This is a genomic window from Pseudomonas sp. MWU347, from assembly GCF_017947305.1.
GTDB classification, from domain to species: domain Bacteria; phylum Pseudomonadota; class Gammaproteobacteria; order Pseudomonadales; family Pseudomonadaceae; genus Aquipseudomonas; species Aquipseudomonas putida_A.
On the sequence record NZ_JAFGZB010000005.1, the window covers coordinates 32,359 to 44,986 of the forward strand.

At 61.2% G+C, this 12,628-nt stretch carries 11 protein-coding genes and 1 pseudogene; 7 read left to right on the forward strand and 5 right to left on the reverse strand.

All coding sequences use genetic code 11. The annotated features are described in order from the left end of the window. Nucleotides 1–62 precede the first annotated feature (62 nt). Nucleotides 63–926, forward strand: a complete 864-nt coding sequence (locus KCG87_RS12030; protein WP_210557751.1) for an MBL fold metallo-hydrolase — start codon at nucleotides 63–65, stop codon at nucleotides 924–926. 93 nt (nucleotides 927–1,019) lie between these two features. Here the strand turns inward: KCG87_RS12030 and bkdR are convergent, their stop codons facing one another. Then, complete coding sequence (bkdR, locus tag KCG87_RS12035) at nucleotides 1,020–1,508, reverse strand: Bkd operon transcriptional regulator BkdR (protein WP_027613216.1); 489 nt, start codon at nucleotides 1,506–1,508, stop codon at nucleotides 1,020–1,022. Between the two features lie 185 nt (nucleotides 1,509–1,693). Here bkdR and KCG87_RS12040 point away from each other — a divergent pair, with 185 nt between their 5' ends. From KCG87_RS12040 to KCG87_RS12060, 5 genes are all read left to right on the forward strand, one after another. Continuing rightward, nucleotides 1,694–2,929, forward strand: a complete 1,236-nt coding sequence (locus KCG87_RS12040) for a 3-methyl-2-oxobutanoate dehydrogenase (2-methylpropanoyl-transferring) subunit alpha (protein WP_003224001.1) — start codon at nucleotides 1,694–1,696, stop codon at nucleotides 2,927–2,929. Between the two features lies 1 nt (nucleotide 2,930). Next, the gene (locus KCG87_RS12045; RefSeq protein WP_123462612.1) at nucleotides 2,931–3,989 is read left to right on the forward strand and encodes an alpha-ketoacid dehydrogenase subunit beta; all 1,059 of its coding nucleotides are present in this window, start codon (nucleotides 2,931–2,933) and stop codon (nucleotides 3,987–3,989) included. Then, complete coding sequence (locus KCG87_RS12050; RefSeq protein WP_210557749.1) at nucleotides 3,990–5,270, forward strand: dihydrolipoamide acetyltransferase family protein; 1,281 nt, start codon at nucleotides 3,990–3,992, stop codon at nucleotides 5,268–5,270. It abuts the gene before it with no gap. Between the two features lie 4 nt (nucleotides 5,271–5,274). Beyond that, on the forward strand, nucleotides 5,275–6,648 hold the full coding sequence (gene lpdA, locus KCG87_RS12055; protein ID WP_210557747.1) for a dihydrolipoyl dehydrogenase: 1,374 nt from the start codon (nucleotides 5,275–5,277) through the stop codon (nucleotides 6,646–6,648). Nucleotides 6,649–6,918: 270 nt separating this feature from the next. Continuing rightward, a complete protein-coding gene (locus KCG87_RS12060; protein ID WP_027613221.1) occupies nucleotides 6,919–7,938 on the forward strand; it encodes a branched-chain amino acid aminotransferase in 1,020 nt (339 codons plus the stop codon). A 54-nt stretch (nucleotides 7,939–7,992) separates the two neighbouring features. On the opposite strand, the gene KCG87_RS12065 is transcribed toward KCG87_RS12060, so the two are convergent. Next, entirely contained in the window at nucleotides 7,993–8,871 is an 879-nt protein-coding gene (locus KCG87_RS12065; RefSeq protein ID WP_210557745.1) for a LysR substrate-binding domain-containing protein, read from the reverse strand. 105 nt (nucleotides 8,872–8,976) lie between these two features. Between KCG87_RS12065 and KCG87_RS12070 the strand changes: the two genes are divergently transcribed. Further along, nucleotides 8,977–9,585 (forward strand): LysE family translocator, encoded by a 609-nt coding sequence (locus KCG87_RS12070; RefSeq protein WP_134786058.1) that lies wholly within the window; start codon nucleotides 8,977–8,979, stop codon nucleotides 9,583–9,585. Between the two features lie 23 nt (nucleotides 9,586–9,608). Here the strand turns inward: KCG87_RS12070 and KCG87_RS12075 are convergent. The 3 genes and pseudogenes from KCG87_RS12075 to KCG87_RS12085 form a co-directional block, all read right to left on the reverse strand. Then, nucleotides 9,609–10,427 (reverse strand): annotated as a pseudogene (locus KCG87_RS12075) (TIGR03915 family putative DNA repair protein); the annotation flags it as partial. Then, nucleotides 10,424–11,644, reverse strand: a complete 1,221-nt coding sequence (locus tag KCG87_RS12080) for a putative DNA modification/repair radical SAM protein (RefSeq protein ID WP_047601560.1) — start codon at nucleotides 11,642–11,644, stop codon at nucleotides 10,424–10,426. The pseudogene KCG87_RS12075 and the gene KCG87_RS12080, both read right to left, overlap by 4 nt. Nucleotides 11,645–11,791: 147 nt before the next feature. Beyond that, entirely contained in the window at nucleotides 11,792–12,550 is a 759-nt protein-coding gene (locus KCG87_RS12085; RefSeq protein WP_098968215.1) for a helix-turn-helix transcriptional regulator, read from the reverse strand. Between the last annotated feature and the right edge of the window lie 78 nt (nucleotides 12,551–12,628).

The window sequence follows — 12,628 nt, forward strand, 5'->3', positions numbered from 1 at the left end:
TGCGAACATTATGTTTTTAGATAAAGTGTTGCAACCCATTTCCCTGATTCAGGTTGGTGTCCATGCCCGCGCAGATTGAAGCTTTCCTCGACCCCGCCTCCTCGACCTACAGCTACGTGGTCTATGAAGCCGATGGCGGGCAGTGTGCAATCGTCGATCCGGTACTCGATTACGACGGCGCCGCCGGACGCACCTGCACCACGCAGGCCGACAAAATCATCACCTTCGTCCGAGAACACCACTTGCAGGTGCAATGGCTGCTGGAAACCCACGCTCACGCCGACCACCTGTCCGCTGCGCCGTACTTGCGCCGCGAACTGGGCGGCAAGATTGCGATCGGCCAGTCCATCAGCAAGGTGCAGAACGTGTTCAAGGCGCTGTTCAACCTGGAACCGGAATTCTGCGTCGACGGCTCGCAGTTCGATCACCTGTTCGCGCCGAACGAGTCGTTCATGATCGGCAACCTCAAGGCCACCGCCCTGCACGTCCCCGGCCACACCCCGGCGGACATGGCTTACCTGATCGACGGCGAACAGATTCTGGTCGGCGACACGCTGTTCATGCCCGATGTCGGCACCGCCCGCTGCGACTTCCCCGGCGGCAACGCCCATCAACTGTTCAACTCGATCCACAAACTGCTGGCCTTCCCCGCCAGCGTCAAACTCTACGTCTGCCACGACTACCCGCCGGAAGGCCGCGCCGCGCAGTGCCAGACCACCGTCGGTGAACAGCGCAAGAGCAATATTCATGTGCATGACGGGATTGATGAAGCGGCGTTTGTCGAGATGCGCACCAAACGCGATGCCGGGTTGGGCATGCCGACGCTGTTGCTGCCGGCGATTCAGGTGAATGTGCGGGCGGGGAACATGCCGCCCGCCGAGGACAATGGTGTGGTTTATTTGAAAGTGCCGATCAACAAGCTCTAGAAGCAAAAGATCGCAGCCTTCGTCAGCTCCTACAGGAACACGGTTTATGCGTGCTCTGTGTAGGAGCTGACGAAGGCTGCGATCTTTTGATTTTCAGGACCCGAGGGTCAAACCATTCGCCGGCAACGGCAACGCCGTCTTGTAGCGCACCTGCTTCAAGGCAAAACTCGAGCGGATATTCGCCACCCCCGGCACCTTGGTCAGAAAGTCCATCATGAACCTCTCCAGCGCCTGAATCGTCGGCACCAGCACCCGGATCAGATAGTCCGGGTCGCCGGCCATCAGGTAGCACTCCATCACTTCGGGGCGATCGGAGATCGCCTCTTCGAAATGCTGCAACGCTTCCTCGACCTGTTTCTCCAGGCTGACGTGAATGAACACGTTCACATGCAGCCCCAGCAGATCGGCATCGAGCAGCGTCACCTGCTCGCGAATCAGCCCTAACTCCTCCATCGCCTTGACCCGGTTGAAACACGGCGTCGGCGACAGGTTCACCGAGCGCGCGAGGTCGGCGTTGGTGATGCGCGCGTTCTCCTGAAGGCTGTTGAGAATGCCGATGTCGGTACGGTCCAGTTTGCGCATGAGACAAAACCACCTGTTTTTTATGTTTATGCAGAATTTCTATCTGCAAATCGTCTCCAGCGCAACGAAACAGAGAGAAATATTCTTCTGGCCCGGGCCTATGATTGTTGTAGGACAAGATTTCTTTCACCCAAGAATGATTGCCAGCTCACTACAAGAAATTCACAAGATCGAGCGTAGAAGCCATGACCCAAGCGTATGAACCGCTGCGTCTGCACGTCCCTGAACCCTCGGGCCGCCCAGGCTGCAAAACCGACTTCTCCTACCTGCATCTGACCGATGCCGGCACGGTGCGCAAACCTTCCATCGACGTCGAACCTGCCGACACCGCCGACCTGGCGCGTGGGCTGATTCGGGTGCTCGACGATCAGGGCAACGCCCTCGGCCCCTGGGCTGAAAACGTGCCGGTCGAAATCCTGCGCAAGGGCATGCGCGCCATGCTCAAGACGCGGATCTACGACAACCGCATGGTGGTCGCCCAGCGGCAGAAAAAAATGTCGTTCTACATGCAGAGCCTTGGCGAGGAAGCCATCGGCAGCGCCCAGGCCCTGGCCTTGAACATCGACGACATGTGCTTCCCGACCTACCGTCAGCAAAGCATTCTGATGGCCCGCGAAGTCCCGCTGGTCGATCTGATCTGCCAACTGCTGTCCAACGAGCGTGATCCGCTCAAGGGCCGGCAGTTGCCGATCATGTATTCGGTCAAGGACGCCGGTTTCTTCACCATCTCCGGCAACCTCGCGACCCAATTCATTCAGGCCGTCGGCTGGGGCATGGCCTCGGCGATCAAGGGCGACACGAAAATCGCCTCGGCCTGGATCGGTGACGGCGCCACCGCCGAATCGGACTTCCACACCGCCCTCACCTTCGCTCACGTTTACCGCGCGCCGGTGATCCTCAACGTGGTCAACAACCAGTGGGCGATCTCGACCTTCCAGGCCATCGCCGGGGGTGAAGCCACCACTTTCGCCGGACGCGGCGTTGGTTGCGGCATCGCCTCGCTGCGGGTCGATGGCAACGACTTCTACGCGGTCTACGCCGCTTCCGCCTGGGCTGCCGAACGCGCCCGGCGCAACCTCGGCCCGACCATGATCGAATGGGTCACCTACCGCGCCGGCCCGCACTCGACCTCCGACGATCCGTCGAAATACCGTCCTGCCGATGACTGGAGCCACTTCCCGCTGGGCGACCCGATTGCCCGCCTGAAACAGCACCTGATCAAGGTCGGCCACTGGTCGGAAGAAGAGCACGCCGCCGTCAGCGCCGAGCTCGAAGCCGAAGTGATTGCCGCGCAGAAACAGGCCGAACAGTACGGCACCCTCGCCGGCGGGCAGATTCCAAGCGCCGCAACCATGTTCGAAGACGTCTACAAAGAGATGCCGGAGCACTTGAAGCGCCAGCGTCAGCAGTTGGGGATCTGACATGAACGATCACAACAACAATATTCAGTTGGAAACCGCCATGACCACGACCACCATGACCATGATCCAGGCCCTGCGCTCGGCCATGGATGTGATGCTTGAGCGTGACGACAATGTGGTGGTGTTCGGGCAGGACGTCGGCTACTTCGGCGGCGTGTTCCGTTGCACCGAAGGCCTGCAGACCAAGTACGGCACCTCGCGGGTATTCGACGCGCCGATCTCCGAAAGCGGCATTGTCGGTGTTGCGGTGGGCATGGGCGCTTACGGCCTGCGCCCGGTGGCCGAGATTCAGTTCGCCGACTACGTCTACCCGGCTTCCGACCAGATCATTTCCGAAGCGGCGCGCCTGCGTTATCGCTCGGCCGGCGAGTTCACCGCGCCGATGACCCTGCGCATGCCGTGCGGCGGCGGGATCTACGGCGGCCAGACCCACAGCCAGAGCATTGAGGCGATGTTCACTCAAGTCTGCGGCCTGCGCACCGTCATGCCATCCAACCCGTACGACGCCAAGGGCCTGCTGATCGCCTCGATCGAAAACGATGACCCGGTGATCTTCCTTGAGCCGAAACGCCTGTACAACGGCCCGTTCGACGGCCACCACGACCGCCCCGTAACCCCGTGGTCGAAACATCCGCAGGCCCAAGTGCCGGACGGTTACTACACCGTGCCGCTGGACGTCGCCGCGATCACCCGTCCGGGCAAGGACGTGACCGTGCTGACCTACGGCACCACCGTGTACGTGTCGCAAGTTGCCGCCGAAGAATCCGGCGTTGACGCTGAAGTCATCGACCTGCGCAGCCTGTGGCCGCTGGACCTGGAAACCATCGTCAAGTCGGTGAAGAAAACCGGCCGCTGCGTGGTGGTGCACGAAGCCACCCGTACCTGCGGTTTCGGCGCCGAACTGGTGGCGCTGGTGCAAGAGCACTGCTTCCATCACCTGGAAGCGCCGATCGAACGCGTCACCGGTTGGGACACACCCTACCCGCACGCGCAAGAGTGGGCGTATTTCCCAGGGCCGTCCCGAGTGGGCGCGGCGTTGAAACGGGTCATGGAGGTCTGAATGGGCACGCACGTTATCAAGATGCCGGACATCGGCGAAGGCATCGCAGAAGTAGAACTGTCGCAGTGGCACGTCAAGGTCGGCGACCTGGTGGTTGAAGACCAGGTGCTGGCGGACGTGATGACCGACAAGGCGATGGTCGATATTCCGTCGCCGGTACACGGAAAGGTGATTGCGCTCGGCGGTCAGCCGGGTGAAGTGATGGCGGTCGGCAGTGTGCTGATCAGCATTGAAGTTGAAGGTGCCGGTAACTTGAAAGAGTCCACCGCCCCTGCACCTGTGGCTGCGAAACAGCCGCCTGCTGCAGCGAAAGTTGAAACCGCAGTCGAGAGCAAACCTGCCGCTGCTGCTGCACCGCGTTCCGCACCGGTTTGCCAGGGCCCGATGGTTGCCCGCGAGGCTGATGAACGTCCGCTGGCCTCGCCGGCCGTGCGCAAACATGCGCTGGATCTGGGCATTCAGCTGCGTCTGGTACGCGGCACCGGCCCGGCCGGTCGTGTGCTGCACGAAGACCTCGAAGCCTATCTGGCGCAAGGTCAGTCGAACGCTTCGGCGCCGGCAGCTGCCGCGTACGCCCAACGTCACGATGAAGAACAGATTCAAGTAATCGGCATGCGCCGCAAGATCGCCCAGCGCATGCAGGACGCCACTCAGCGTGCCGCACACTTCAGCTACGTCGAGGAAATCGACGTTACCGCGATTGAAGAACTGCGCTCGCATCTGAATGAAAAACACGGCGCCAGCCGTGGCAAGTTGACCTTACTGCCGTTCCTGGTCCGCGCACTGGTCGTCGCCCTGCGTGACTTCCCGCAGATGAACGCCCGTTACGACGACGAAGCCCAGGTCATCACCCGCCTCGGCGCAGTGCATGTCGGTGTCGCCACGCAAAGCGATGTCGGCCTGATGGTGCCGGTGGTGCGTCACGCCGAAGCGCGCAGCCTGTGGGACAGCGCCGCGGAAATCTCGCGTCTGGCCAATGCCGCACGCAATGGCAAGGCCAGCCGCGACGAATTATCCGGCTCGACCATCACCCTCACCAGCCTCGGTGCGCTGGGCGGCATCGTCAGCACCCCGGTGCTGAACCTGCCGGAAGTGGCGATCGTCGGCGTGAACAAAATCGTCGAACGGCCAATGGTCGTCAAAGGCCAAATGGTGATCCGCAAGATGATGAACCTCTCCAGCTCCTTCGATCACCGCGTGGTCGACGGCATGGACGCGGCGCTCTTCATCCAGGCCATTCGTGGCTTGATCGAACAACCCGCAACCCTGTTTGTGGAGTGATGCAATGCAAACCTTGAACACCACGCTGCTGATTATCGGCGGCGGCCCCGGCGGTTACGTCACGGCGATCCGCGCCGGGCAACTGGGCATTTCGACGATTCTGGTCGAAGGCCAATCGCTGGGCGGCACTTGCCTGAACATCGGCTGCATTCCATCGAAAGCGTTGATTCACGTGGCCGAGCAGTTCCACCAGACCCGCCATCACAGCGAGCATTCGGCGCTGGGTATCAGCGTTTCGGCGCCAACCCTCGACATCAGCAAGAGCGTCGAGTGGAAGGACGGCATCGTCGATCGCCTGACCACCGGCGTCGCCGCACTGCTGAAAAAGAACAAGGTCCAGGTCATCAATGGCTGGGCCAAAGTCATCGACGGCAAAACCGTGGAAGTCGGCGATACGCGGATCCAGTGCGAACATCTGGTGCTGGCCACCGGTTCGACCAGCGTCAACCTGCCGATCCTGCCGATTGGCGGGCCGATCATCTCCTCCACCGAAGCGCTGGCACCGAAGTCCGTGCCCAAACGTCTGGTGGTGGTGGGCGGCGGTTACATCGGTCTGGAGCTGGGCATTGCTTACCGCAAGCTCGGCGCCGAGGTCAGCGTGGTCGAGGCGCAGGATCGTATCCTGCCGGCCTACGATGCCGAGCTGACCCAACCGGTCCACGAAGCACTGAAGCAACTGGGCGTGAAGCTCTATCTCAAGCACAGCGTGCTGGGTTTCGACGGCACCTTGCAGGTGCGTGACCCGAACGGCGACACCCTCAATCTGGAAACCGATCAGGTGCTGGTGGCGGTCGGTCGCAAGCCGAATACGCAGGGCTGGAACCTTGAAGCGCTGAACCTGGACATGAACGGCTCGGCGATCAAGATCGACAGCCGCTGCCAGACCAGCATGCGCAACGTCTACGCCATCGGCGACCTGAGCGGCGAACCGATGCTCGCGCACCGCGCCATGGCTCAGGGCGAAATGGTTGCCGAGCTGATCAGCGGCAAATCCCGCGAATTCAACCCGACCGCCATCGCCGCCGTGTGCTTTACCGACCCGGAACTGGTGGTGGTCGGCCAGACCCCGGACGAAGCCAAGGCTGCGGGGCTGGACTGCATCGTTTCCAGCTTCCCGTTCGCTGCCAATGGCCGGGCGATGACCCTGGAATCAAAAAGCGGCTTCGTGCGGGTGGTCGCGCGTCGCGACAATCATCTGATAGTCGGCTGGCAAGCGGTCGGGGCAGGCGTTTCCGAGTTGTCGACCGCGTTCGCGCAAAGCCTGGAAATGGGCGCACGCCTGGAAGACATCGGCGGCACCATTCATGCGCATCCGACCCTGGGTGAAGCGGTGCAGGAAGCGGCGTTGCGTGCTTTGGGGCATGCGTTGCATCTGTGATGGATGGTGGCAGTGGTGGCCTCTTCGCGAGCAAGCCCGCTCCCACAGGGAAATGTATTCCAAAATGTGGGAGCGGCTTCTTCAGGGAAATGCATTCCCCCTGTGGGAGCCGGCTTGCTCGCGAATTCTTGAGGCCGACACGATTTATCTGCCTGTCATCCGATAGTACGGGCTGCGAAACCGCGCAAGAATGAAGTATTGTTGTGCCCATCCAAAAAAACGTCAGAAGCCTTGAACCGTTTCGACGGTTGTTCAGTGATAGAGGGTGTCATGGGTAACGAAAGCATCAATTGGGACAAGCTGGGTTTTGACTACATCAAGACCGACAAACGCTATCTGTCGTACTTTCGCAATGGCGAGTGGGACAAAGGCACCCTGACCGAAGACAACGTGCTGCACATCAGCGAAGGCTCGACTGCCCTTCACTATGGCCAGCAGTGCTTCGAAGGCCTGAAGGCTTATCGTTGCAAGGACGGCTCGATCAACCTGTTCCGTCCCGACCAGAACGCCGCGCGCATGCAGCGCAGCTGCGCCCGCCTGCTGATGCCGCACGTGTCGACCGAGCAGTTCATCGAAGCGTGCAAGGAAGTGGTTCGCGCCAACGAGCGCTTCATCCCGCCATACGGCACCGGCGGCGCGCTGTACCTGCGTCCGTTCGTGATCGGCGTGGGTGACAACATCGGCGTGCGTACCGCGCCGGAGTTCATCTTCTCGGTATTCGCGATCCCGGTCGGCGCCTACTTCAAGGGCGGCCTGACTCCGCACAACTTCCAGATCTCCAGCTTCGACCGCGCCGCCCCACAAGGCACTGGTGCGGCCAAGGTCGGTGGCAACTACGCCGCCAGCCTGATGCCGGGCTCCCAGGCCAAGAAAGCGCACTTCGCTGACGCCATCTACCTGGATCCGCTGACCCACAAGAAGATCGAGGAAGTCGGTTCGGCCAACTTCTTCGGGATCACTCACGACAACAAGTTCATCACCCCGAACTCGCCATCCGTGCTGCCAGGCATCACCCGTCTGTCGCTGATCGAACTGGCGAAAACCCGTCTGGGTCTGGAAGTGATTGAAGGCGACGTGCTGATCGACAAACTGTCGGACTTCAAGGAAGCCGGCGCCTGCGGTACCGCGGCGGTGATCACCCCGATCGGCGGGATCAGTTACAACGACCACCTGCACGTGTTCCACAGCGAAACCGAAGTCGGCCCGGTCACCCAGAAGCTCTACAAAGAGCTGACTGGCGTGCAGACCGGCGACATCGAAGCGCCAGCGGGCTGGATCGTCAAGGTTTGATCTGACGGCTGCTGATGCACAAAAGCCCCCATCGAGTGATCGATGGGGGCTTTTTCATGGGCGCTGTTGCTGTAGCCACTCAATCAACACTTTGGTGTGCGCCGACGCTTGCGGGGCAACGCCGTAGTAATAGCGTGGCAGCGGCATGCGCAGATCCGGCAACGGACAGATCAGGCGACCACTCGACAAATGCGTGCCGAGCAAAGTAGTCGGACACAGCGCGATGCCCTCGCCCGCCACGGCCGCTTCCAGCACCCGGTGCATGTAATCAAACTGGCGGATCACCTGGCTACTGCTCTGGCTCTGGCCAAAATGCATGGCCCAGTGGTGCCAGTCTTCACGCCGCGCCCTGACGGTCAGCAAGGTATGCGCACTGAGGCCGGCGAGATTTGTCAGTGGCAGTCGCTCAATCAATGCCGGCGCCGCGACCATGACCAATTCATCCTCGAACAACGCGTGCGCCTCCAGCGTCGGCGCCCAATCGTCACGGCCCCGGCGGATGACAATGTCGAAATCGTCGCGGGCCGGATCCGGCGACTGGGTCTGCGTGACGACCTGGGTGTCGATGTGCGGATGCTGCACCGAAAAGTCCGCCAAACGAGGCGTCAGCCATAACAGGGCGAAGGACGGCCGGACATTGATCGTGATCGTCAACCGCGCTGCCTGTCGCCTCACCTCGGCAGCGGCGTCGGCAATCTGCGCCAGACCGGCGCTGACTTGCTGATAAAAAAGCTCACCCGCCGGCGTCAGCAGCGACTGCCTGATGCGCCGTTCAAACAACAAAACGCCCAGATGTTCTTCAAGCAATTTGACGTGGCGGCTGACCGCACTATGGCTGACATGCAGCTCGTCGGCCGCCACGCTGAAACTCTGATGACGAGCAGCCACAGCGAAGGCGCGAACCGCATTGAGCGGGGGAAGTGAATTTTTCATGGGTCTAATTTAGTCACATATGCACTGCATTTAAAGCGTTTGTCAGCGCGTTGCCGCCACGCCAATCTGCCCGCACGCAGATACGCGATTCGACGGAGCAACATCATGCACAGCTACGGACTCTTTGTATTGTTCGCCGCCCTGACCATTTTGAGCCCCGGCCCGGGCGTGGTGCTGACCCTGTCCAACGCCGTGCGCCTGGGCTGGACCGGCGCAGTACCCGGTATTCTGGGCATCGCCTCGGGCGCTTTCGTGGTGGCTGCCCTCAGCGCCACCAGCGTCGGCTTGATCCTCAGCGCCTCGGCCGAGGCGTTTACCGTGCTGAAATACGCCGGAGCTGCATACCTGTTGTACTTAGGCTTCAAGAGCTGGCGTTCAGATCGTTTCCGTAGCCTGCAGCAGGTTCGCCCTTCTCGTCCGGGCTACCGTTTTCTCGAAGCCGCGTCCCTGCAGTTTCTCAATCCGAAAGCGATCTTCTTCTTTCTGGCCGTATTCCCGCAGTTCATCGACACTGAACAGGTTTTTTACCCGCAGTTCTTCAAACTGGTGGCCTCTTACGCGGTGCTGGTAATTCTGGTGCACGGCAGCTACGCCCTGCTCGCCAATGCGGCCAAAGGCTGGCTGTCGAGCCCGAAAGGATCCTGGCTGGCGGCAAAAGTCTCGGGGGTGACCTTTGCCGGTTTTGGTCTGCTGATGGCGTCGGCAACCCGCTGATCGACCTGCTCAGGCTCATCCTGTTTCAAGGCAATTCGCTTGCCGGCTCGCGCGGCTATCCCGCTGGCCTGACCATTTTGCTGTTTGCCCATCCGCGCCTGGGTGATCAACCCTGGGATCAATTCCCCTTCCGGCAGATTCTTCCAGAACCGTACCGGCAAGTGCCCTTGCATGACCTTCTCGTTCAACCGCGCCGGGTTGAAGATGTGGCTGTAATAGGTCAGCCATAGCTCGCCATGCGGGTCATCGACGTTCTGCGCCAGTTGCTGCCATTCCACCGGGCACTGGCGCTGATGAATCAACTGTTCACCGTCGTAATAAACCCCGTCACGCGGCGTGGCGATCAACCAGCGATGCCGGCCCATGCGTCCGATGAAATGTTCGCTGGCACTGTGCAGGATGTCGTGGGCCGGTTCGTGCCACGCGACGTATTGCGGGCCTGGCTGATCCTGCGGGCGTTCGATGAAACGCACGAACGCATGCAAATGGTGGGCTTCACGCTGCACCTGCTTGATCCGCCGCTGCAACTCGCTGCCGAGCTTGTCGCCGGCCATCATCGCCGTGCGATCGCCATGGCTGACTCGCCACAGCACTTCATACAACAGACTCCAGCGCTGGTCGCCCCGGTAGCGCGCGGCTTGCTCCAGGGTATCGAGCAGTGCACGGGGGATGCGTGCCTGAAACGGCCCCTGTCCCTCGGGCACCGAAACGTCACTGGCAAACAGATCGCTCACCCCTTCCGACGCCCAACTCACCAGAGTCGGGTCGACTTCATGACTGAGCAGCCAGCGCGCCTGCTGGCGCCAGGTGTCGAACAGGTCGTCGCAATCGAGATTGATCATCCCCACAACCCCATCTGCTGCGGCTGCGGCCGGTCGCGCAGTTGCTGGTAAAGCATATGACTGGTGACTTCGGCCTGTTGCGGGTGGTAGTCGCTGGTGATGATGAACGGCTTGGCCTTGGCCAGCACACAACGCATGCGCGCCACATCTTCGTAGCGGATGCGCCGTTGCTGGCGCAATTGCACCAGACGCTCGGTGGTGCGCAGACCGATGCCCGGGATGCGTGCGATCAGCGACGGCTCGGCGCGGTTCAGGTCCAGCGGAAATACCTCGCGATTCTGCAGCGCCCAAGCCAGTTTCGGATCGATGTCCAGCGCTAGATTACCCGGGCCCTTGAGCAGCTCATCGGCGCTGTAGCCGTAACTGCGCAAGAGGAAATCGGCCTGATACAACCGGTGTTCGCGCATCAGCGGTGGCGCGGCCAGTGGCACGCTTTTCGGGCTGTCGGGAATCGGGCTGAAGGCCGAATAGTAGACGCGCCGCAAGCGGTAGTTGCCATACAGCGACTGGGCGCTGTGCAGGATCGTGCTGTCGTCGGTGTCATCGGCGCCGACAATCATTTGCGTGCTCTGCCCGGCGGGAGCGAATTTTGCCGAACGCGGTTCGTTGAGCACCGTTTGTACGCCGGTGTAAATGGTGTTCATTGCCTGCTTGATCGAACCGATCTGCTTCTCCGGCGCCAGGGTTTGCAGGCTGGCGTCGGTGGGCAGTTCGATATTGACGCTGAGGCGATCGGCGTAGCGCCCGGCCTCCTCGATCAATGCCGGATCGGCCTCGGGAATGGTCTTGAGGTGAATGTAGCCGCGAAACTCGTGCTGCTCGCGCAACAGCTTCGCCACGCGCACCAGTTGTTCCATGGTGTAGTCCGCCGAACGGATGATCCCCGAACTGAGAAACAGCCCGCTGACGCAGTTGCGACGGTAGAAATCCAGGGTCAGCGTGACCACTTCCTCGGGGGTGAAGCGTGCGCGCGGCACATCGCTGGAGCGACGGTTGACGCAATACTGGCAGTCGTAGAGACAGAAATTGGTCAGGAGGATTTTCAGCAGCGACACGCAACGGCCGTCCGGCGTGTAGCTGTGGCAGATGCCCATGCCATCGGTCGAGCCCAACCCGCTCTTGCCTTCGGAGCTGCGCTTGGGCGCACCGCTGCTGGCGCAGGAGGCGTCGTACTTGGCGGCGTCGGCGAGAATGCTGAGCTTGTCGATGATTTGCATGGCGCGGGCTCTTTACTGTGTGGATATACAGTATAGGTCCGAGCACGGGGTTACAAGGAGCCAGAAGCGCACCTCGTCGGGCAGAAGCTCAAGATCAAAGGATCGCAGCCTGCGGCAGCTCCTACATGGATTGGGCAGGGTCGAGATTTATCGGGTGTACGGACTTACTGTAGGAGCTGCCGCAGGCTGCGATCTTTTGATCTTCGCGTCTAAAGGCAACTCAAGACCAAACCGCTTACCCATTTCCTTTCGCCCCGCCACGGTGAGCGCCAACGCTCGACTATCAAGATCCTGCGTCACCCACTTGCGTTTCAACGCCATCTGCAACAACGCCGCGCCCAACGATCCGCCCAGATGCGGCCGGCGCATGCTCCAGTCCAGGCACGGGCAAGCAAACTTGCGGCGCAAGGTACTCAAGTCCTGCACCTCAATTCCCAAGCTCGCAAACAACGCGTCGCCGGTGCCGCTCAAGCGATAAACCCGCTCATCGGTTTCCACCAGCCACCCCGCCTCGAGCAAACGGTCGTGGAGCAACACCGCGAGCGTCCCAGCCATGTGGTCGTAGCAGGTGCGGGCGAATTGCAGGCGATCCGGGGTGTGCGGCTTGAAGCCCGGCGCGGCGTTCTGTCCGATCACCATCAACGCTTCCAGCGCCTGAGCCACCCGCTGATCGGCGAGGCTGTAATAACGATGGCGGCCCTGCACGTGCAGGCGCACCAGTGCCAGATCCTTGAGCTTGGCCAGATGTGCACTGGCGGTGGAGGCGCTGACTTCCGCCACGGCCGCTAATTCAGTGCTGGTGCGGGCGTGGCCGTCCATCAGCGAGCAGAGAATTTTCGTGCGTGCCGGTTCGGCGATGGCGGCCGCCACCTGCGAAACGCCGATGTCTTGATGTTCTGCGTGCATATTTCGCTCCCCGACGAATCGTCGTCGCTGCGAACTGAAGATACTCGCATCACTTTCCCGACCACAAGGCTGTGAACC